The sequence below is a fragment of the Chryseobacterium arthrosphaerae genome (assembly GCF_001684965.1).
Taxonomy (GTDB): Bacteria; Bacteroidota; Bacteroidia; order Flavobacteriales; family Weeksellaceae; genus Chryseobacterium; species Chryseobacterium arthrosphaerae.
This window is the reverse complement of sequence record NZ_MAYG01000012.1, coordinates 90,725-110,441: the sequence shown is the minus strand read 5'-3', so window position 1 is coordinate 110,441 and position 19,717 is coordinate 90,725. Positions and strand designations below refer to the sequence as shown.

Genomic DNA, 19,717 nt, shown 5'->3' with positions numbered 1-19,717 from the left:
AACATAATGTCGTTAATAAAATCTATTTCAGGAATTCGCGGAACTATTGGCGGAAAAGTAAATGATAACTTAACTCCACTTGATGTGGTAAAATTCGCTTCCGCATTCGGAACCTGGCTTCAGAATAATAAAAATAAAAAAGACCTGACACTCGTTATCGGCAGGGATGCAAGAATATCCGGGCAGATGGTATCTTCATTAGTTACTGCTACACTGCAGGGATTGGGAATCAACGTTGTTGATCTCGGGCTTTCTACAACGCCAACGGTTGAAGTAATGGTTCCTGAGCTTAATGCAGACGGAGGAATCATCCTTACCGCTTCCCACAATCCAAAACAATGGAATGCCCTTAAACTCTTAAATGAAAAAGGAGAATTCATCAGCGGTGAAAACGGGGCAGAAGTACTGGCTCTGGCAGAAAACGAAGATTTTAACTATGCAGAGGTGGATGATCTTGGAAAATACGAAACAAGAGATGATGCTTTTGATATCCATATTCAGCAGATTCTTGATCTTCCGATGGTAGACGTTGAGGCCATTAAAGCTAAAAACTTTAAAGTAGTGCTGGATGCAGTAAATTCTACAGGTGGTATTGCAATTCCAATGCTTTTAGACAAATTAGGCTGTGAAACCATTAAGCTGTATTGTGATCCTACAGGCCATTTTCCACATAATCCTGAGCCTTTGAAAGAACACCTGGGTGATATCTGCGAATTGGTGAAAAAAGAAAATGCAGACCTGGGAATCGTGGTAGATCCGGATGTAGACAGATTAGCCTTAATTGACGAAAAAGGGGAGATGTTCGGTGAAGAATACACGCTGGTAGCAGTTGCAGACTATTTATTAAAGCATAAAAAAGGTGCGGCCATTTCCAACCTTTCTTCAAGCCGTGCCTTGAGAGATGTGGCACAGGCCCACCATTCAGAATATTTTGCCAGTGCTGTAGGAGAAGTAAACGTAGTGACTCTGATGAAAGAGAAGAATGCAGTAATCGGAGGAGAAGGAAACGGAGGAATTATCTATCCTGAACTACATTACGGAAGAGATTCTTTAGTAGGCGTAGCTTTATTTTTAACGCATCTGGCTAAAGAAAATAAAACCGTTTCAGAGCTTAGAGCAGGCTACCCAGGCTACTTCATGGGTAAAAAGAAAATAGAACTTACTCCTGAGATCGATGTGGATAGTATTTTAAGCAAAATGGAACAGGAATACCAGAATGAAGAAGTTTCTACCGTAGACGGAGTGAAGATAGACTTCGAAAACAACTGGGTTCACCTTAGAAAATCAAATACAGAACCGATTATCAGAATCTATACAGAAGCAAAATCCCAGGAAGAAGCTGATAAGTTGGGAGACGATATTATTGCTAAAATCAAGAGTTTAATTTAAATAAATCGAAAAGAACGGAACCGGTAAAGCTCCGTTCTTTTTTATATCAGATGTTTGAGCATACCAACAACCGGTTTCCCTTCCCCAAAGAAAAATGGCGGAAATTTCTTAGCAGTTTCGAGCGTATGGAAATTCCTGCAAAAACTTTGCTGTTAAAAGAAGGAGAAGTTTCGTCCAATGCTTTTTACATTGAAAAAGGAATTGTAAGAGCATGGTATAATAATGACGGCAAAGATGTTACCTTCCAGTTTTTCCTTGAAAATACAATGTTTTCTTCCCTTGAAAGTTTTAAAAAAGGATTACCAAGTATGGTTTCTTTTGAAACTGTAGAATCTTGTGTTTTGTATAAAATCAATAAACCGGATGTGGAAGCCTTTCTGGAAGAGGTGTACGAGAATAAGGAACTGAGAAGCCTATTCATGGATGCGCTTTTTGAAAGGATATTTGATTATATGAAGAACTTCTTTTCATTCATAAAAGACACCCCACAACAACGGTATATCAACCTCACCAAGAAGAACCCGGAAATCATCAGAAGAGTTCCTCAGCATTATATTGCATCTTATTTAGGTGTTACAACGGTACATCTCAGCAGAATAAAGAGCAAAATATTAAAGGAGAATCGTTCTTAGACGGGAAATTGTAAACTTAAAGCAATCCCCTCTTTGCCGAGTGAAACGCCCTAGCGATCAAAAAATAAAGCGCCCGTTTGTAAAATTTCCCTGCGGTTTTTGCGTTACCATTCCTTTCTAATAATCTGAATTTAACCTTTCCATCTTGAATATTATCAGTACCCCTTGCTGAGTGAAACGCCCTAGCGATCGAAAAATAAAACGTCCGCATGTAAAATCTCCTTGCGGGTTTTGCGTTTTTTCTACTGCTTAGTACAAGATAGATTTCAATAACGCTGGCTCCTCTTCCAGCTTCCCCCTTCAATACAAACTGATAACAAATGTTATCGTCCGCCCGGCTCTTCTTATCCTAATTTTGTATAAAAATTTACAAAAATGAAAGCAGCAGTAGTATTTGAAAAAGGAAGCATTCCAAAATATACAGACATTGCAGAACCTGAAATTACCAGAGAAAATGAAGTATTGGTTACTGTAAAAGCAGCATCCATCAAGAACCTTGACAGAGCAAGAGCGGGCGGAAATCACTATTCCACGGAAAACGAAGCCCATCAGCCCAAAATTGTGGGATCAGACGGAGCCGGTTATCTCGAAGACGGAAGTAAAGTGTATTTTTTCAGTAAAAAAGGAACTGTTGCAGAAAAAGCTGTAGCAGCTAAGACTATGATGGTCACGATTCCGGAAGCTCTTGATTTTTCCATAGCGGCGGCTTTGCCTAATGCTGTTATGGGATCAGCGATGGCCCTGAAATATAAAGCCGGGATACAGCCCGGAAATACCGTTCTGATCAATGGTGCAACGGGAATTACCGGAAGAATTGCCGTTCAGATTGCTCAGCTATATGGAGCTCAGAGAATCATCGTTACCGGAAGAAATGAAGAATCCCTGAAGTCTCTCCTTGAATTGGGAGCAGATGAGGCGGTTTCCCTGCATCTCAGTGATGAAGGATTCAAACAGAAAATTAAAGATATTCATACCCAGACTCCCATTGATATTATTCTGGATTATATCTGGGGACATTCTGTGGAAATGATCCTTTCGGCTTTCAAAGGTGACGGAACATTTTCTCATAAAACCAGACTGGTTACCGTAGGAGGAATGAGTGGCGATACCATTCAATTGTCTTCGCAGATTCTCAGGTCTACAGATATACAGATTTCGGGTTCAGGATTGGGAAGCTGGACAAAAGAAGAGTCAGCCCTTCTTTTTAAGAAAATAATTCCGGAAATGTTTCAGGCAGCAGTAGAAGGAAGAATAAAAATTGAAACGGCAGACATTGATCTCAGAGATATTGAAACGGGCTGGAATGCTGAATTGGAAAATGGGAAACGGCTTGTAGTAAGAGTTTAACCGCAATTTTTCTTTTTTTATCCACAATCCTTTTATCGGTTTTCTTTTTTTACTATTTTTATAATAGAAATTTATGAAATGGAAAATTCAAAAAAAAGTTGCAACTTTGCATAAATATTTGAATATCAGTTTCAGATGTATTATTAATTAATAAGTTTGCCGAGGTCTGTAAGCACATTCAGACATCTGGCCGACAAAGAGGACACTATTGGAAGAGTATTTTGGAAATGAACTTGTAAAGAAGTTCGAGGAAATGATGGAAAACAATGACGAATTCTACTTCGATACCGAGGAGTTGGAAGATATTATTGTTTATTACTTGGAGCTTGGTGATTTTAATTACGCCGATATGGCTGTCAATTATGGACTGAAGCTTCACCCTAATTCATTAGATATCAAGATCAAAAAACTTGAAATTCTTCTGGAATGGGAAGAATATAATACAGCGAAGGAGCTTATCAACGAGCTGAAAGGTTCTTCTATGGAAAACACAGACTTTTTGGTTTGCTACGCCAAGTATTATTCTAGCCTGGGAAATCCCCGAAAATCCATTGAAATTTGTAAAAAAGCTTTGACATTAGAGGAAGAAGAAAACTTTCTCCACAACTTTATTGCGGATGAATATGTGAATCTGGGTGACCCCTTTAACGCTCTTAAACATTACAGAAAAGCACTCAAAGAAGATCCAACGGATGAATATTCCCTGGAAAACTGCATGGTGTGCTTCAGTGACCTGAATAAGAGTGAGGAGGCAATTGCCTTTCTTAATGAATATTTAGATGAATTCCCTTATTCTGAAACCGCATGGTTCGAATACGGGCAGTTTTATTTCAACAGAAAAAATTACGATGAAGCCATAAAAGGATATGACTATTTGTTGGCGATCAATTCAAACTCTGTAGGAGTATATGCCAATAAGGCGGCCTGCTATGAAGCACAGGGACAATACCAGAAAGCTATAGAAACTTATGAGGAAATGCTTGAGCTGGAATATACCAAAGCATTTACTTTTTATAAGATCGGACTTTGCAATAAAGCTTTAAAACAACCTATCCTGGCTTTAAACGCATTCCAGAAATCATTGAGAGAAGACCCGCAGTTTTATCTTGCAATGATGGAACAGTCTTATCTGTATGAAGAAATGGGAGGAATGTCTGAAGCTCTGCATTTTGCCAAAGAAGCCACCCAGCTGAATGAGAACAATCTTGATTATCAGAAAAGACTGGCCTTCTTATTCATCGATTCAGGAAAGTTCGAAGAAAGTCTTACCTGTCTTAAAAAGCTTGTAGATGTGGAGCCGACGAGATTTTATAACTGGTATGCCTATTCAGAAGTGCTGATGCTGGTAGGTGAGTATGAAGATGCGGTAACCATTCTGAACAAGGCGATAAAGAACCATCACAGAGCTGAATTGTATTACCAGCTGAGCAACTGTTTCTTCAATCTGAAAGAGCAGGATAAAGGACTGGAAGCACTTCAGATGGCCCTGGAGCTTGATCCGTCTCTGGTAAAGGATATGCAGAAAAAATATCCGTTCATCAAAGATGAGGTGAAAAAGGTGAAAGCTGCTAAAGTGAAGAAAAAGAACTAGATCAATCTGAAATAATGAAAGCCTGCATTTATGCAGGCTTTTTTATTGATAATGATGAAAAATTATTTTTTAGGATTGGCTCTTAAGAAGATGAGCCCGCCAATGATAATTCCGGCCCCTATAAACTGTAAATAGGTCAGCTTTTCGCCATCTATAATTCCCCAGATAATGGCAACAATAGGCATTACCAATGTAACGGTGGAAGCAAAAAGAGGGGTTGAAACTTTCAGTAAACGGTAATTCATCATCATGGCCAGACCCGTCCCGAAAATCGATAACAGGCTTACAAATAGCAACCCGAGCATATTGTCTTTCGAAAAATTGAATTCTGAGAAAAATCCGGTACTTGTAAGGGCAATAACAGACGGGAAGAATAAAACAAATGAAAATACAAAGGCAGAAAGCACCGTAGAAGAAACTTCCATAAGCTTTGATTTGACGGTTGTTGTGCTCAAAGCATAGCACAGTGTGGCCAGTAACAGAAGAAGGATCGGGATCAGTTTAAATTCTCCGCTGTCCCCACCTCCGAAGGCAAGAATACAAACCCCGGTGAAGCTAATAAAAGTTCCTATGATCTGTTTTTTCGTTGTTTCAAACTTCCAGACCAGAGCACCTACAATAATGACAAAAATCGGCATCATTGAGTTAATAATCCCGGCAATACTGCTGCTGACCTCTGTTTCTGCAATAGGAAAGAGGAACATCGGGATGAAATTTCCTGTAAAAGCTGCAAGAATTAACCATTTCAAATGCTTTTTAGGGAAAAGCTTATAATTGGAAATCGCAACAGGAAGTAAAATAATGCCGGCAATAAGAACCCTTAAAGAGCCCACCTGAAACGGATTGAAATGCTCGAGCGATTTTTTGATTAAAATAAATGAGGAGCCCCAAATAATGCTCAGGATCACCAGGAGAATCCATTTTTCTTTATCTGCGTTCATTATTTTCGTGTAAGATTTTTTAAAAACTCTTTTTTTGGAATCATTCTGGCTCCTAAACTCTCAAGGTGCTCAGTATGAGATTGGCAGTCAATTAATTCAAGTTGATCCTTATTGTTCTCAACAAAATGAATAAAACCTGCCTTTGAGGCATTGCTGACCTTGGCAAACATACTTTCACCACAGAAAACATTTCCGATCTGCAATCCGTAAAAACCACCGACAAGCTCTCCGTCCTGCCATACTTCAATGCTTCTTGCCAGGCCATATTCGTGAAGTTGGATAAAAGTATTCATCAGCTCATCGGAAAGCCATGTTCCGGTCTGTCCTTTACGGTTCACCTGCTGGCAGTTTCTGATGACTTCCCTGAAATTCCGGTTCTCGGAAAAAGTAAAGACCTCCCTGTTCAGTATTTTCCGCATTGATTTTGAAACTTTTATTTCATCAGGATACAGAACAAATCTCGGATCCGGGCACCACCAAAGGATTTCCTCTCCGGGATTGTACCAGGGAAAAATACCCAGCTGGTAGGCAAACCAGATGCGCTCTATAGACAGATCTCCGCCAAAAGCGATCAGTCCCTCGTGACCGTCATACACCTCCGGATCAGGAAATGAAATCTCGTTTTCGTCTAATCGGACCATTTTTTAGAAAAAAAATCCCACTTCAAAAAGCAGGATTTATATTTGATCTTTATTCTTTAATTAGAAAGGTAAATCGTCATCATCATCTCCGGCAAACGGATTCTCGTTGGAAACTGGAGAAGCTGACTGCTGAGGCGTAGCCTGAGTAGGTTCTGAAGCGTTATCAAAAACTTTTTCTACTCTCCACCCTGTAATAGAGTTGAAGTACTTTGTTTCACCCTGCGGAGAAACCCATTCTCTACCTCTGATGTTGATTCCTACCTTTACGTTTTCTCCTTCTTTAAGGTTATCTAGCAAACTGATCTTGTCAGATAAAAATTCTATGTTTATCGGCTGTGGATACTGTTCTTGAGTTAAGATAACCATTTCTCTTTTTTGAAATCCACTCGCAAATGTTTGAGTATCAAAAACTTTCTTTACCGTTCCTTGTAATTCCATATCGTAAGTATTAACGGTGTAAAAGTAAGAAAATGAATCGTAATAATAGGGGTGGCAATAAAAAAAAGTAGAAAATTTAATTTTTTTCTCGGAAAAGTTTGGAGGTAAAGGAAAATGTCCTATATTTGCACTCACAAAAACGAAGCAAGCTCTTTAAAACTTACAATATAAAAAACCAGCGGATGTGGTGTAATTGGTAGCCACGCCAGACTTAGGATCTGGTGCCGTGAGGCGTGGGGGTTCGAGTCCCTTCATCCGCACTATGCGAAAATAGCTCAGCTGGTAGAGCACAACCTTGCCAAGGTTGGGGTCGCGGGTTCGAATCCCGTTTTTCGCTCCACACCATGCCCTGGTGGTGGAACTGGTAGACACGCAGGACTTAAAATCCTGTGTCCGCAAGGACGTACGGGTTCAAGTCCCGTCTGGGGTACAAGACCCTCTGTAATATCTTACGGAGGGTTTTTTGTTTTAATAGAGACTGTGATCTTTAAATAAAAAATCTTATATTTGTAAGAAATAAAGCTGAATTTGGGAAGACCAATCAGCAAAAACCAGCGGATGTGGTGTAATTGGTAGCCACGCCAGACTTAGGATCTGGTGCCGTGAGGCGTGGGGGTTCGAGTCCCTTCATCCGCACTATGCGAAAAGACTCTTATAGGGTCAACTAAGAAGGTTGGAACCACTGGTTCGAATCTTTTTTTTTCGCCCCACACCATGCCCTGGTGGTGGAACTGGTAGACACGCAGGACTTAAAATCCTGTGTCCGAAAGGACGTACGGGTTCAAGTCCCGTCTGGGGTACAAAGCCTTCTGTAATCAATTACGGAGGGCTTTTTTATTTTCAAAACAGGATATATTATTCATTCGTTTTACTATTTCTTTTTTAACCTGAGAAAGTTTCTCCTTTCCCTGTTTAGTAACCTCTTATCTTCTAGCATATTTTCTTTTTTTTGTCAGGTTTTTTGTCAGTTCTGTCATTTTTAAAAAAAATAATTTTACCATGCCATATTAAGACAGATACCGTTTAACACTAATAAATAACTTATGAATTTAACCAATGACCAAGAAGTTTTACAATCCGTTGTAAAAAAAGCATGGAAAGATCCTGTGTTTAAAAACAGCCTGATCAGGAATCCGGTTTCTACTATGGAAGGTTTTTTAGGACGTTCTATTAATTTACCGGCAGGAAAGAATCTGGCGTTTGTAGACCAGACCGACTCTTCTACTATTTTTATAAATATTCCGGCAGAACTTGACATGGAAGATATGGAATTGAGCGAAGAGCAGTTAGACATTGTATCAGGAGGAAATGCAGGAGATCCGCCAATCTTTATAAAACCTGTGAATTCAGGTGACAATATATTCGGTGGAAAGTAGATGGTAAAAAATCCCGGAATCGTATATAGTTCCTGATTTCAAGAATTATATACGGTTTTTTATTTGAAGGCACTGGTTGTTAAGCGGTATCTGTCCATATGTTTATTACCACGTTTATGCCCAATATTATAAAGAACTTTTGTTATGAATTATAAATATATTTTGTTTTTTTGTCTTTTATCGTTTGGAAATAAGACTGAAATACACTCCCAGATTCATAATAATGAGAATACACCATCTTCTCTTACTAAAAACAGTGCAGACAGTCTTTTAAATATTGGTATAAAACAACAGGAATCCGGAAATTTTGCAGAATCTGTAGTCTATTTTAATAAAAGTTTAGCGGGTTATTATCAACATAAAGACTTTAAAAAAGCCGGAGACAGCTATAGTTATCTGGCTATTTCCTATTCTCTGCAAGGAAACTATACCCAATCTCTTTCTTATTTTGAAAAAAGTATCTCCGAATATAAAAAAGTAGGATATCAGCTAGGAATATCATCGGTAACAAACAATATGGGTGGAACCTACTACTATCTGGGAAACTTTCCTAAGGCTCTTAACTGCTATCAAAAAGTACTGGATATACAAAAAGAAATCAAAGATCCGAAAACTATTGCCATTACAACGCAGAATATTGGAGGCATATATTCTAAACTGGAAGATTATACCAATGCTTTAATGTATTACCGAAAAGCCTATGGTGTCTATACAAAACTCAATGATGTAAAAGCAATTGCCCAGAATCTGAACTCTACAGGATCTATTCAGGTGAGACTGAAAGATTTTGATATGGCCTATAAAAACCTCAGTAAAGCCCTTCAGATTGCAGGTCAGGAAAATGATAAACAGATTAAGATAGAGGTTTTAAATAATTTAGGAACCCTTTTTTACAAAAAGGCTGAATATCCTAAGGCTTTGGATTATTTTAATAATACACTGCTTTTAGCAAAAGAAATGAACAGCCAGCAGTATATCGGAGATTCTCAGGTTTCAATAGGGAATATCTATACGGAGCAGGGAAAAAATAAAGAAGCGGTTAAAAAATGTACCGAAGGTCTTACTATCGCTCAAAAAATAGGCTCCCTGTCTTTAAAGAAAGATGCATGTGATTGTTTGTATCAATCCTATAAACATCTGGGGGATTCTCAAAGTGCACTCAGCTATTATGAAAAATCAAATATTTTTGAAGATAGCCTGAATTCCAAAGAAACCTCTAACAGAATGATGAGTATGGAATTCCAGAAGCAGCAGCTTACGGATAGTATTGCTTATGTAAAGAAAGAGCACACTACTCAGATTAAGCATAGGGAAGAGGTGCAGAAGCAGGAGAAACAGAGGAATATTGTAATTGTTTCGCTGTGCTTTATTCTCATAGTGGCAGGAGGGCTATGGAACAGACTTAATTTTGTAAAAAAATCCAGGGAAGCTCTCAGAGTAGAAAAAGACCGTTCTGAAGAGCTTTTGCTGAATATCCTGCCTGAAGAGATCGCTGAAGAGCTCAAGCAAAAAGGAACTGTAAATGCCAGAGACTTCAATTTGGTATCCATTCTCTTTACCGACTTTAAATCCTTCACACAAACCGCCGAAAAAATGTCACCGCAAAGCCTGGTAGAAGAAATCAATGTATGCTTTAAGGCCTTTGACTTGATTTCTGAAAAATATAAAATTGAAAAAATAAAAACCATAGGTGACTCTTATATGGCTGCAGGAGGAATTCCCAAACCAGACCAGAATTCCTTGAAAAATATTGTTCTCGCAGGACTGGAAATGCAGGCATTTATGGCAAAGAGAAAAAGTGAAAATCAGGAAACGGAAAAACCGGCTTTTGAAATGCGTTTAGGTATTCACGCAGGACCTATCGTCGCCGGAATCGTCGGAGTAAAAAAATTCCAGTATGATGTCTGGGGAGACACTGTAAATACTGCAAGCCGCATAGAAAGCAATGGCATGGTAGGAAAAGTGAACATCAGCGAGTCGCTTTACCTTCTTATTAGAAATGAAGACTGTTTTACTTTTGAATACAGGGGAAACATCCAGGCAAAAGGGAAGGGTGAACTGAAAATGTATTTTGTTGACGCTGTTTTATAAGGGTTTTAAAAATAGAGTAACTGGCAATTTTAAAGCAAAAATTGGCTATTTTATACAAAAAACACCTCCTATCTTTACCATATTGAAAATAAAGATTATCAGAACAGATGAAACGGATAATTATTAAAAAGAAGAAAAATAAAGATGACAGTTTTGAAGTAAAACATGGCAAATCTATATAGAAAGGACCTTCTATCTTTACCTTATCAAAAGAGATTATTTGTGTAAATACAAATTCAAGCAATTGAAAAAGAGAAAATTATAGATGGCGATTTTGAAGTGAAAGTTGGCCATTTTATACAGAAATCACTTTCTATCTTTACCTTATTAAAATGAAGATTATCAGAACAGGCGAGAAGGATGATCATTGAAAGAAGAAAAATAAAGATGACAGTTTTGAAGTAAAACCTGGCAAATTTATATAAAAAATACCTTCTACCTTTACCCTATTGAAAAGTGAGTTATCACAACCAGGTAAAATGAAAGATGATTGAAATAGAGGATGATAGAGGTGGCGGTTTTGAAGTGAAACTTGGCAAATTTATAGAGAAAAAGCATTTTATATTTATCTCAACAAAATGGTAATGTTATGGAAGATAAAAAAGAACAAATAATACAAACAATTATATCTAAAGCCTGGGAAGATGCAGAATTTAGAAAAGAATTACTTTCAAATCCAGTAGAAACGATAGAGAAGCTGGCAGGTGTAGTAGTGATTTTACCAGAGGGGAAAGAGTTGGTAATTGTTGATCAGACTGATAAGTCCAAAGTGTATGTCAATATACCTGCTGAGCCGGAAATTGATAATTTAGAACTGACAGAAGATCAATTGGAAATCATCGCCGGGGGAGGACAAATGATATGGAAGGATTTGGTAAATTCTATATTTCCAGCATTAAAAGATTGCATAAAACTAAACTAAATTAAATATTCAATTATGAAACTAACTAAAAACCAAGAAGCGTTACAAAAAGCAGTTGTTGAAGCATGGGAAAATGCTGAATTCAAAAAACAATTATTATCTAATCCTGTTGAAGCGATTGAATCTCTTACAGGTGAGAAGTTTGAAATTCCTGCAGGAAAAGAATTTGTAATCGTAGATTCAAATGACGACTCTAAAATCTACTTTAATTTTCCTACTAAAGAATCGATTATGGAGGTTGAGCTTACAGATGAGCAGCTGGAGGCTGTGGCGGGAGGTGCCAATTGCAGCGTAGGAGATCTTAGAACCCTTACTATTATTGATTCTTGTTTTTGCACCGGAGATACAATATTATCAAATAACTAAAATAAAAATATAAATAAAATTAACAATTAAAAACTTTAACATTATGAGTACTTTAGAAAACTACAGAGAAAATTTAGAAAACCTTCAAAACACAGTAATTAACCTAAGCTGGTCTAGTGATTCTTTCAAGAAGCAATTATTGGCGAATCCTGAAAACTATTTAAGAGAGTACGGAGCACCAATCCCAGAAAACATTAAAGTATCTATCAAAGAAGTTGAAACGGCTACTCCAGTAGGTCTTGATGGTAATACTGTAACTCTTTATATTCCTGCAAAGCCAGATTATCAGGATGTACAATTATCTGAGAAAGAATTGGAAGTTGTAAGCGGAGGTGCAGAAGCTAGTATTAGATCTGTAATTTGCTCTTATTCAATGTGTGGTGATATCATTATCAATTTATAATATTGAATACATAAATTCTTATAAGTCATTTGATATCACATATCAAATGACTTTTATATTCATGTGAAGTAAGTATAATTCTCATTTTAATATTCTAAGTATGTCACAAAATTTTAATCATTTATATCTAAAGGCACTTCTGCCATTTGAGCGAATTAATGAAAGCTCCGTTTTTATCCCTTTTTCCGGAGAAAACAATAAGTATTTGGGATTCTGGAAAAAAAATATTGATAAAGATGGTTTAGAAGAACAATTTAAAAAATACTGTGAAGCTGTAAATATTAATGAAGATGATGTTACTCTTATGATCTCAAATGATTTTAAAGATAATAATGAAATAAAACCTTCTGTTTGGATAGAGCTATTACAAAAATTTCTAACCTACGAGAGCATTCTGATGATCAAAGAGAAAAATAATGACTTACCCTTTTACGACATTTTATTTCCTCTTGTAGATTTTTCAATATCTTCAATAGATAGAATATTATCAGATAACCTGGTGAATACCTTACAATCTTTTTTTTACAAAGATTTAATTTCAAGTTGTTATAATGTTTTTCTTGATGAGTTCCTCTTTTTTTTAGAAAAGCATAATTATACTGTTATTGAATCAGAAAATAGTAATATTTACTATAAAGAGTTTGCTCAAAAGAATATATCAGAAAAATATCTTGGTCTTTTTGATAAATATCCGATGTTAGCCAGGATACTAATGACCAAAACATACCGGAATATTCAATTTATTTCCAAACTTTTCGAAAGGTTGGAAAAGGACTATAATGATATTGAAAATAAATTTCAAGTTAAATTAGGTGAATTAGATGATATTATACTTAATGCTGGAGATAAACATAACGGGGAAACAACGGTTATTTTAAAGTTTGCGAAGAGTTATAAAGTGGTATATAAGCCTACTAATCTTGAAGTAACAGATGCATTCAATGATTTATTAGATTGGGTAGGCGATAATTTAGTAATTCCTCTGAAGAAATTTAAAATTATTAATAAAGAGGAATATGGGTGGATGGAATTTGTAGAATATAAGGAGTGTGAAACATTGAATGATATTGAAGAGTATTATGAAAAGGCAGGAATCATTACAGGGCTTGCTTATTTTCTTAGTACAAGAGATTACCATTATGAAAATGTAATAGCTTCTGGAAATTGTCCGGTTTTGATTGATCATGAGACTATTATTGGACCAAAGATAAAATATAGAATAAAGAATGATACCAAAAGGCTTGAAAATTCCATATTAGAAAGTTTACTGCTTCCTACAGATGAGACCGGAGATAGAGAAATTTGTGGATTGGGGTCTGTAGCTCAGAAAAAATCTAAAACAATTATTTCTCCCAAAATAATAAATCCGAATAGGGATACAATGAAAAAAGTTCCCCAGTGTATTACCCAAAACAATGAATCAAAGAATATTCCGCATTTAAATAATGTTCCTTATCATATTGAAGATTATAAAGATACATTTATATCAGGTTTTATTAAACTGTATCATTTAATATTAGATAATAAAGAATTTTTATTATCTGAACAATCTCCAATTAATAGTTTTGAGAATAAAAAAGTAAGATTCCTGGTACGGAATACGGAAGTTTATTTTAAATTACTCGTCATCCTTTCCCATCCTGAGTACCTGAAAGACTCTACAATGTATGGAATAAAGCAGGAGGTGCTGTCTAAAGCATATATGGTTAATAAACACCTGAATACAGGACTTTTGAAATCTGAGAGAGAACAAATAACCTTAGGAGATATTCCAGCTTTTTATATCAATACACTGTCAGATCATTTATTGTTGGAAAATGGAGAAAAGGTTGATTTATTTGATATGAATGCAATGCAAAATTTAAAAAATAAAATAGAGTCAGCTTCTATTGAAAATTGCAATGAACAAATTGATTTTATAGAAGAGTCATTATCTTTGCACGCAGTAAATGCATGATTTAATATGGGAAATAGTAAGTGTTTAAACTGTAATTCTGAGATTGAAAATAATTTCTGCTCCATTTGTGGGCAGAAAACTACTACGCATCGTTTTTCTCTGAAACATTTTGTAGTTCATGATTTTATACATGGTGTATTTCATTTGGATAAGGGTTTTTTGTTTACTATTAAAGAACTTTTTACAAGACCGGGTCATAGCATCAGAGAGTATATACAAGGGAAAAGAGTTCAATATTTTAACTATTTTACTTTGTTTTTGATTCTCCTCGGAATCAATCACTTCGTGCAGAACTATTCATCAGTTAATAATGTAGAGTTATATGGAAAAGAAATTGTTTCCGGATATATGACACTGGCGGAAAATTATTATAAAGTTTTAAAATTTATAAGTATTCCTTTTTGGGCATGTGTTGTATATTTATTTTTTAGAAAAAGTAAACAGAACTATCTTGAGATGCTTATCTTATGCATGTATATGATGTGCGGAATGCTGATAATATATCTCGTTTTTGAAATATTTCTCATCATCTGTAATGATCTGAGTGTTTTAAAAGCTATAAAAAGGATTATCGATTTTTTTACTGTTGTTTATTTTTTCTGGTTTATCTATCAATATTTTTCAGTTTTTTATTACAAAAAATATTCTTTAATAGTCCGATCTCTTGTTTGCACAATACTGATTATCCTGTTACAATGGTTTGTCCTGAATACAATTAATAATATAGGGAAAATGTATTTTCATTAAATAAGCTTATTATTCGTAGCATAGGCAATGGCTTCTGTAATATTGCTTACCTCTAATTTGTCAAACAATTTTCTTCTGTGAAATTTTACAGTATCCGGTGAAATAAAAATAGCCTCTGCGATGTCATTAATAGTAAAGCCCCTTGCGCAGAGTTGCAGGATTTCCTGTTCTCTTTTAGAGAGAACTACTTTTTTTTCCGTTTCCCAAATATTCCGGTCTAGTCTGTATTGGTAGACTTTATTTTCTCCGTTTTGATAGATTTTAATATTTCCGGAATCTCTTTCTGAAGAAATAGATATAATACATATTGCTTTCCAGATTTTCCCTTCTCTGTTGAGGAATAAAGGGGTTAGCTTTTGGTTTACCAATATCTTTTTATCCTCTTTGTTGATGATATGAAAATCATAAGAAATAGTATAGTCCAGCCTGTTTTCTAAGGCAATTTTTTCATAAAAATCAAATCCTACGGAATTAATCTTCAATAATAGTTCCAGATCTGTTTTAGGAACGTATTTAAAATAAAAGGCATATCCCATTTCCAGGACCTGTTGGGGGGTGTTGCCACAGAGAAATAATGGGTTGTCCGAAACATATTCAAAGCCTTGTTTCATATAATCAATTACGTAGATACTGGTGTAGGTAGCTCTTGCAAATGCCTTAATAGATTCAAGGTAACTGAACTGTTGTTCCTTCTCTTCTTCCGTTACATTATCAATAGTATTCTTATGATTGAAAAAAGAATTCGTTTCATTCGTGTTCATTATTATCAGTTTTATACAAAAATATAATAAAATGAATAACATCCATAGTCTTAAGGTATAAAATTTAATCTTTTTGTACTGATCTTAATGAAATATGGAATTTGTTTTAAAGGTCTTATTCATAGATGGTTATATAAAATTAAGAGACTACACTTTTAGGTAGTTGTTTGGTTTTCAGATCAATACTACAATTTGGTGTAGTGGAATTGACATTTATGCCAAGTAGATTTGTTAAAAACATAACCACCATGAGAATCACACAAAGTTATTTAAATCAATTAGAGCTGGAGCAGCTCAACGAACTGGCCAAATTTGTAGTAGAAGAAAACTTCAGCCATCATACTGAGAATTGTATACCGGAAATGGTTTTGCAAAATGATGTGGAGAAAGTTTATAATGAAGAACTAAATTATTTTAAAAATTCTGAAATTTTTGTTATAAAAGATTCCACTGGAAACATCCAGGGCTCTATCCGTATTATTAAATGGGATTACAAAATAAAACTTCCCATTCAAAAACTTTTTAATATTAATCCACTGGATATAAGCTTTTCACAGAATGCTTCTTCAATATGGCATATTGGAAGATTCGCAACCAATAAGTACAACCAGGATCGCACTCTATTTAAAAAGCTTATGGTACATGCTATTACGCCTATTTGTAAAGATGAAAATAGTGTTGCCTTTGCAGAATGTGATAGTAAACTTCTAAGGGTAATGAATATGATGGGAATAAAAGCAGATGTAATAGGTGATTCTATTAATTATTTAGGCTCCGAAACGATTCCTGTATCCATGAACTATGACGGACTTAAAGGATTTTATGACGCTAACAGATATTTAGTAAGCTAACATTACCAACTATAACCATTTAAAAACAAACTAATAATCCCACTAAGATGAATACAGCAAGAAATATAGACTGGAACTCTCCTGACATTCTGGAGCAGATCATTCAAAATATCAAGCACCCCCTGGAAAATATCATTTCTGTAAGCAAAAGTACCGCTTTGCACCATAAAGAAAAAAAAGATGAGATCATATTCTCAAGCAGTAAAGAAATCAGTGATATCATTGAAGAAATAATGCTGAAAACAAAATCTAAAGCATTGAATCTAACATTCAGAGGCCGTCCGGAGATTTTTGATATATACGAATCTAATGAGAATGTCCGGGAGCTTTGTTCAGACGAAATAAATCCTCAGAAAATTGCAAAAATTGATCAGGATTGGCTGATTAATCTGGAAAAAGAAATTTTTGGCTCACTTACCCAAAACGAGCTGAGTCTTTATGAACTTTCATACAAGATGGCAGTTAGCGAGAGACAATTACATAGAAAAATAGGGAACCTTGTTTTCCTGACACCCAATAAATACATAAGAATATTAAGGTTGCACAAAGCAAAGCAGATGATAGATAATTATATACAAAAATCTATTTCACAGATCGCTTATGCAGTAGGTTATAATGATGTGCATTACTTCTCAAAATTATTTGCAGATCAATATAACATCAGCCCTAAAGAACTCATCAACTCTTTAGAATAACAGATATAAAATAAAAATATGAACTTAACAGAAGAACAGAAAAAAGGACAGGAAGTATTCTTTAGAATTATCTCTGAAGCCTGGGAAAATGAAGATTTCAAAAAATATTTACTTGAAAATCCAGAAGAAGCTTTAGAAAAATTCTTTGGAAGAAAACCACCCATTGACAAAAAAATCAGAGTTACTGATCAGTCTGATCCGGAATATCTGTATATCAATATTCCTGTAAAGCCACAAACAGAATATATAGAATCAGATAACCCATCAGATGATGTAGTCAAAGACGATAAGAGTGGTCAGATCATGACAGATTATACAGGAATTTATGATTCTTTACAAAAAGTGAAAAGTAAATAAAGCGTCAGGTATCGCAGTTTTTTTGGCGTAATCATCAATGAAAAACAAAATATTTTAGCATAACCTTATTAAAAGAATCTATATTATGAAAAGAGTACTTTTTTTCTTAGGTCAATTAAATGACAGAGATGTAGAATGGATGATCCATAACGGAAATAAGCTGGAATTGCCGGCAGGATACACCCTTATCAACAAAGGAGAATGTATAGACAGCTTATTCATCGTGCTGTCGGGTCAGCTATCTGTGTTTTCAGATAGTAATAATAGAGACGCAATAGCAAAGCTGGAAGCTGGTGAAATCGTAGGAGAGATGTCTTTCCTGGAGTCAAGGCCTCCGTCTGTTTCAGTAGTTGTTACGCTGCCATCAGTAGTCTATCAGATTTCCCGGGATACAATAAGCGCAAGGATGGCTGAAAATCCGGAATTCAGATCAAACTTCTACTATGCTTTGGCATTATTCCTTTCAAACAGGTTGAGAAAAACAACCGATCAGCTGGGATATGGCAATCCTGAAGAAGAAGATCTTATAGATACCAATATTTTGGATGGAGTAGCTCAGGCAGGATCCCGTTTTGGGCAGATACTGCACAGATTTTCAGAAGTTTAACATAGAATTAATTCATCTCTAAAAATGAGGTTTTATAAATTTATCTGCGTGCTGTTTACGGGAGTCGGTATTACCGGCTTCTATGGACAATCCAAAATAAATTGTGATCTGGTGGGAATTTCAAATATAGCGTTTGAAAAAAATCCAACCATTCAGAGAAGTGCCTATACTATAAAAAGTGCGGAAGCCGATTTTCAGATTCAGAGAAGCGTATTTGATGTCAATCTGTTCTCGGAAGTCGCAGTTAAAACCAACCGGTATACCCTTTTTGGTGAAGATCCCAGAAATCAGTTTATAGATAAGATTTTAAAAACCAATACGTTGGATTTTTCTGCCGGAGTACGGAAGAAATTGAGAACAGGACAAATAACAGACATAAGTTTAAAATATGGTTTTAATAATAATAACTTTCCTTATGACGGCTTTAATCAATATGTTGGGGCTTTCTGGGGGAACCATGTAAGCTCAGTCAATCTTTCATTGACACAGCCTTTGTTGAGGGGAAGAGGGAGAGATGTAACCACAATTTCCGAAAGGATCTCACAACTCTATATAGAAAACTCCAAAAGCAGTAATGAGTTTACAAACTCAAATACCATTCTGCAAATCGGCCAGGCGTATTGGAATTATTACCTGGCTTATAAAAGAGTAGAAATTTATAAACAAAACGAAGGTCGGGTAAGAAATGTTTTGGATGTTACCAAAGAACTTATCAAAGCAGATAAAAAGCCGGCCGGAGATTTGGCCCAGGTGAATGCAGACCTTGCGAATCAGGAAAAGCTGACAGCTTTGGCAGAACAAAGTTTGTTTGAGGCAAGAGTAAATCTGGGAAGAGCAATTGGATTAAGCAATGAGGAAAGTTTACAGCTGGGTATTCCTGTCAATGATTTTCCTACCATTCCCGAATCTGAGTATAGAATTGACCTTGACAGAACGGCTTTTATCAAAATAGCAAAAGAAAAAAGAGGAGATTTACAGGCTGTAGGAAAAATTTCTGATGCACTGGAAATGCAATACAGATTGGCTGAAAACAATACAAAACCTCAGTTAGATCTTACCGGTTTTGTTTTCTATGGAAGTGCTATTGCTGGAAACGGAATTGATAAAACCTTTTCATCATTTACCAATAATGAGGGAAGAAATCTTGGGGCAGGTGCCAAACTTACTTTTACTTTTCCTGTCAATAATAATCTGGCAAAAGGAAATTATGCGAAAGACCTTGTTTCTTTGAATGATCAGAAAATATCGAATGAAAACCTTCAGCGGAATATAGAACTCAATATAAGCAATGCAATTAACAAACTGGATAATAGTGTCATTGTTCTGCAAAGAGCAAAAGAAGCGTTGGATTCTTATAAAGAGGCTTTCAACAGTGAGCAGGTAAAACTCCAAGCAGGGCTCACAACGATCCTGAATGTAATCTTATTCCAGGAAAGACTTACTTCCTCGGAACTGGAATATCTGCAGGCTTACCAGCAGTTTGCCAATGCCATTATCAGTCTCAGACATGAAACGGGAACATTAATCTCTCAGGGAGATAGAGGGTTTACTCTTAATCAGGATGTATTTTATACCATTCCAAACATAGCTAATTATTAAATACTA

General features: G+C 35.7%; 20 protein-coding genes and 5 tRNA genes. 21 read left to right on the top strand and 4 right to left on the bottom strand.

Translation table 11 applies throughout. The annotated features are described in order from the left end of the window. Positions 1-6: 6 nt before the first annotated feature. The 4 genes from glmM (at position 7) to BBI00_RS15800 (ending at position 4,959) form a co-directional block, all read left to right on the top strand. Complete coding sequence (glmM, locus tag BBI00_RS15820; protein ID WP_065399852.1) at positions 7-1,389, top strand: phosphoglucosamine mutase; 1,383 nt, start codon at positions 7-9, stop codon at positions 1,387-1,389. Between the two features lie 125 nt (positions 1,390-1,514). Continuing rightward, on the top strand, positions 1,515-2,021 hold the full coding sequence (locus BBI00_RS15815) for a Crp/Fnr family transcriptional regulator (protein ID WP_228394782.1): 507 nt from the start codon (positions 1,515-1,517) through the stop codon (positions 2,019-2,021). Between the two features lie 375 nt (positions 2,022-2,396). Next, positions 2,397-3,368: a quinone oxidoreductase family protein gene (locus tag BBI00_RS15805; RefSeq protein ID WP_065399849.1), complete on the top strand. Its 972-nt coding sequence runs from the start codon at positions 2,397-2,399 to the stop codon at positions 3,366-3,368. Between the two features lie 208 nt (positions 3,369-3,576). Then, on the top strand, positions 3,577-4,959 hold the full coding sequence (locus BBI00_RS15800) for a tetratricopeptide repeat protein (RefSeq protein ID WP_065399848.1): 1,383 nt from the start codon (positions 3,577-3,579) through the stop codon (positions 4,957-4,959). 62 nt (positions 4,960-5,021) lie between these two features. Here BBI00_RS15800 and BBI00_RS15795 read toward each other — a convergent pair whose 3' ends face one another. The 3 genes from BBI00_RS15795 to BBI00_RS15785 are packed head-to-tail and all read right to left on the bottom strand — an operon-like array spanning position 5,022 to position 6,979. Continuing rightward, complete coding sequence (locus tag BBI00_RS15795) at positions 5,022-5,900, bottom strand: DMT family transporter (protein WP_065399847.1); 879 nt, start codon at positions 5,898-5,900, stop codon at positions 5,022-5,024. Next, positions 5,900-6,541, bottom strand: coding sequence for a leucyl/phenylalanyl-tRNA--protein transferase (gene aat, locus BBI00_RS15790; protein ID WP_065399846.1), 642 nt, complete (start codon positions 6,539-6,541; stop codon positions 5,900-5,902). Before aat ends, BBI00_RS15795 begins: the two co-directional genes overlap by 1 nt. Positions 6,542-6,601: 60 nt before the next feature. Continuing rightward, on the bottom strand, positions 6,602-6,979 hold the full coding sequence (locus tag BBI00_RS15785; RefSeq protein WP_065399845.1) for a DUF3127 domain-containing protein: 378 nt from the start codon (positions 6,977-6,979) through the stop codon (positions 6,602-6,604). Positions 6,980-7,157: 178 nt separating this feature from the next. Here BBI00_RS15785 and BBI00_RS15780 point away from each other — a divergent pair. The 12 genes from BBI00_RS15780 (at position 7,158) to BBI00_RS15725 (ending at position 14,841) form a co-directional block, all read left to right on the top strand. After that, positions 7,158-7,239: transfer RNA gene (locus BBI00_RS15780), tRNA-Leu, on the top strand. A 4-nt stretch (positions 7,240-7,243) separates the two neighbouring features. Then, positions 7,244-7,319, top strand: a tRNA-Gly gene (locus BBI00_RS15775). A gap of 6 nt (positions 7,320-7,325) precedes the next feature. Next, positions 7,326-7,409, top strand: a tRNA-Leu gene (locus BBI00_RS15770). A 124-nt stretch (positions 7,410-7,533) separates the two neighbouring features. Beyond that, a tRNA-Leu gene (locus BBI00_RS15765) sits at positions 7,534-7,615 on the top strand. Between the two features lie 80 nt (positions 7,616-7,695). Next, positions 7,696-7,779, top strand: a tRNA-Leu gene (locus tag BBI00_RS15760). 243 nt (positions 7,780-8,022) lie between these two features. Beyond that, complete coding sequence (locus BBI00_RS15755) at positions 8,023-8,355, top strand: hypothetical protein (protein ID WP_065399844.1); 333 nt, start codon at positions 8,023-8,025, stop codon at positions 8,353-8,355. 144 nt (positions 8,356-8,499) lie between these two features. After that, positions 8,500-10,446, top strand: coding sequence for an adenylate/guanylate cyclase domain-containing protein (locus tag BBI00_RS15750; RefSeq protein ID WP_065399843.1), 1,947 nt, complete (start codon positions 8,500-8,502; stop codon positions 10,444-10,446). Between the two features lie 589 nt (positions 10,447-11,035). Next, a complete protein-coding gene (locus tag BBI00_RS15745; protein WP_065399842.1) occupies positions 11,036-11,368 on the top strand; it encodes an NHLP leader peptide family RiPP precursor in 333 nt (110 codons plus the stop codon). A gap of 15 nt (positions 11,369-11,383) precedes the next feature. Beyond that, positions 11,384-11,734: an NHLP leader peptide family RiPP precursor gene (locus BBI00_RS15740; RefSeq protein ID WP_065399841.1), complete on the top strand. Its 351-nt coding sequence runs from the start codon at positions 11,384-11,386 to the stop codon at positions 11,732-11,734. Between the two features lie 43 nt (positions 11,735-11,777). Then, positions 11,778-12,137: a hypothetical protein gene (locus tag BBI00_RS15735; RefSeq protein WP_065399840.1), complete on the top strand. Its 360-nt coding sequence runs from the start codon at positions 11,778-11,780 to the stop codon at positions 12,135-12,137. 100 nt (positions 12,138-12,237) lie between these two features. Beyond that, a complete protein-coding gene (gene lanM / locus BBI00_RS15730; protein WP_065399839.1) occupies positions 12,238-14,094 on the top strand; it encodes a type 2 lanthipeptide synthetase LanM in 1,857 nt (618 codons plus the stop codon). A gap of 6 nt (positions 14,095-14,100) precedes the next feature. Further along, positions 14,101-14,841: a DUF3667 domain-containing protein gene (locus tag BBI00_RS15725; protein WP_065399838.1), complete on the top strand. Its 741-nt coding sequence runs from the start codon at positions 14,101-14,103 to the stop codon at positions 14,839-14,841. On the opposite strand, the gene BBI00_RS15720 is transcribed toward BBI00_RS15725, so the two are convergent. Beyond that, positions 14,838-15,602: a response regulator transcription factor gene (locus tag BBI00_RS15720; RefSeq protein WP_065399837.1), complete on the bottom strand. Its 765-nt coding sequence runs from the start codon at positions 15,600-15,602 to the stop codon at positions 14,838-14,840. The genes BBI00_RS15725 and BBI00_RS15720 overlap by 4 nt on opposite strands. Positions 15,603-15,850: 248 nt before the next feature. On the opposite strand from BBI00_RS15720, the gene BBI00_RS15715 reads away from it, so the two are divergent. From BBI00_RS15715 to BBI00_RS15695, 5 genes are all read left to right on the top strand, one after another. Then, on the top strand, positions 15,851-16,453 hold the full coding sequence (locus BBI00_RS15715; protein ID WP_065399836.1) for a hypothetical protein: 603 nt from the start codon (positions 15,851-15,853) through the stop codon (positions 16,451-16,453). A gap of 47 nt (positions 16,454-16,500) precedes the next feature. Continuing rightward, positions 16,501-17,148, top strand: coding sequence for a helix-turn-helix transcriptional regulator (locus tag BBI00_RS15710; protein ID WP_065399835.1), 648 nt, complete (start codon positions 16,501-16,503; stop codon positions 17,146-17,148). Between the two features lie 18 nt (positions 17,149-17,166). Further along, the gene (locus BBI00_RS15705; RefSeq protein ID WP_065399834.1) at positions 17,167-17,505 is read left to right on the top strand and encodes a hypothetical protein; all 339 of its coding nucleotides are present in this window, start codon (positions 17,167-17,169) and stop codon (positions 17,503-17,505) included. Positions 17,506-17,590: 85 nt separating this feature from the next. Continuing rightward, complete coding sequence (locus BBI00_RS15700) at positions 17,591-18,112, top strand: cyclic nucleotide-binding domain-containing protein (RefSeq protein WP_065399833.1); 522 nt, start codon at positions 17,591-17,593, stop codon at positions 18,110-18,112. A 24-nt stretch (positions 18,113-18,136) separates the two neighbouring features. Beyond that, entirely contained in the window at positions 18,137-19,711 is a 1,575-nt protein-coding gene (locus BBI00_RS15695) for a TolC family protein (RefSeq protein WP_065399832.1), read from the top strand. Positions 19,712-19,717 lie beyond the last annotated feature (6 nt).

Coding starts and splice junctions, on each gene's coding strand:
- glmM (WP_065399852.1), top strand. CDS start 7: ATGTCGTTAATAAAATCTATTTCAGGAATTCGCGGAACTATTGGCGGA.
- BBI00_RS15815 (WP_228394782.1), top strand. CDS start 1,515: ATGGAAATTCCTGCAAAAACTTTGCTGTTAAAAGAAGGAGAAGTTTCG.
- BBI00_RS15805 (WP_065399849.1), top strand. CDS start 2,397: ATGAAAGCAGCAGTAGTATTTGAAAAAGGAAGCATTCCAAAATATACA.
- BBI00_RS15795 (WP_065399847.1), bottom strand. CDS start 5,900: ATGAACGCAGATAAAGAAAAATGGATTCTCCTGGTGATCCTGAGCATT.
- aat (WP_065399846.1), bottom strand. CDS start 6,541: ATGGTCCGATTAGACGAAAACGAGATTTCATTTCCTGATCCGGAGGTG.
- BBI00_RS15785 (WP_065399845.1), bottom strand. CDS start 6,979: ATGGAATTACAAGGAACGGTAAAGAAAGTTTTTGATACTCAAACATTT.
- BBI00_RS15755 (WP_065399844.1), top strand. CDS start 8,023: ATGAATTTAACCAATGACCAAGAAGTTTTACAATCCGTTGTAAAAAAA.
- BBI00_RS15750 (WP_065399843.1), top strand. CDS start 8,500: ATGAATTATAAATATATTTTGTTTTTTTGTCTTTTATCGTTTGGAAAT.
- BBI00_RS15745 (WP_065399842.1), top strand. CDS start 11,036: ATGGAAGATAAAAAAGAACAAATAATACAAACAATTATATCTAAAGCC.
- BBI00_RS15740 (WP_065399841.1), top strand. CDS start 11,384: ATGAAACTAACTAAAAACCAAGAAGCGTTACAAAAAGCAGTTGTTGAA.
- BBI00_RS15735 (WP_065399840.1), top strand. CDS start 11,778: ATGAGTACTTTAGAAAACTACAGAGAAAATTTAGAAAACCTTCAAAAC.
- lanM (WP_065399839.1), top strand. CDS start 12,238: ATGTCACAAAATTTTAATCATTTATATCTAAAGGCACTTCTGCCATTT.
- BBI00_RS15725 (WP_065399838.1), top strand. CDS start 14,101: ATGGGAAATAGTAAGTGTTTAAACTGTAATTCTGAGATTGAAAATAAT.
- BBI00_RS15720 (WP_065399837.1), bottom strand. CDS start 15,602: ATGAACACGAATGAAACGAATTCTTTTTTCAATCATAAGAATACTATT.
- BBI00_RS15715 (WP_065399836.1), top strand. CDS start 15,851: ATGAGAATCACACAAAGTTATTTAAATCAATTAGAGCTGGAGCAGCTC.
- BBI00_RS15710 (WP_065399835.1), top strand. CDS start 16,501: ATGAATACAGCAAGAAATATAGACTGGAACTCTCCTGACATTCTGGAG.
- BBI00_RS15705 (WP_065399834.1), top strand. CDS start 17,167: ATGAACTTAACAGAAGAACAGAAAAAAGGACAGGAAGTATTCTTTAGA.
- BBI00_RS15700 (WP_065399833.1), top strand. CDS start 17,591: ATGAAAAGAGTACTTTTTTTCTTAGGTCAATTAAATGACAGAGATGTA.
- BBI00_RS15695 (WP_065399832.1), top strand. CDS start 18,137: ATGAGGTTTTATAAATTTATCTGCGTGCTGTTTACGGGAGTCGGTATT.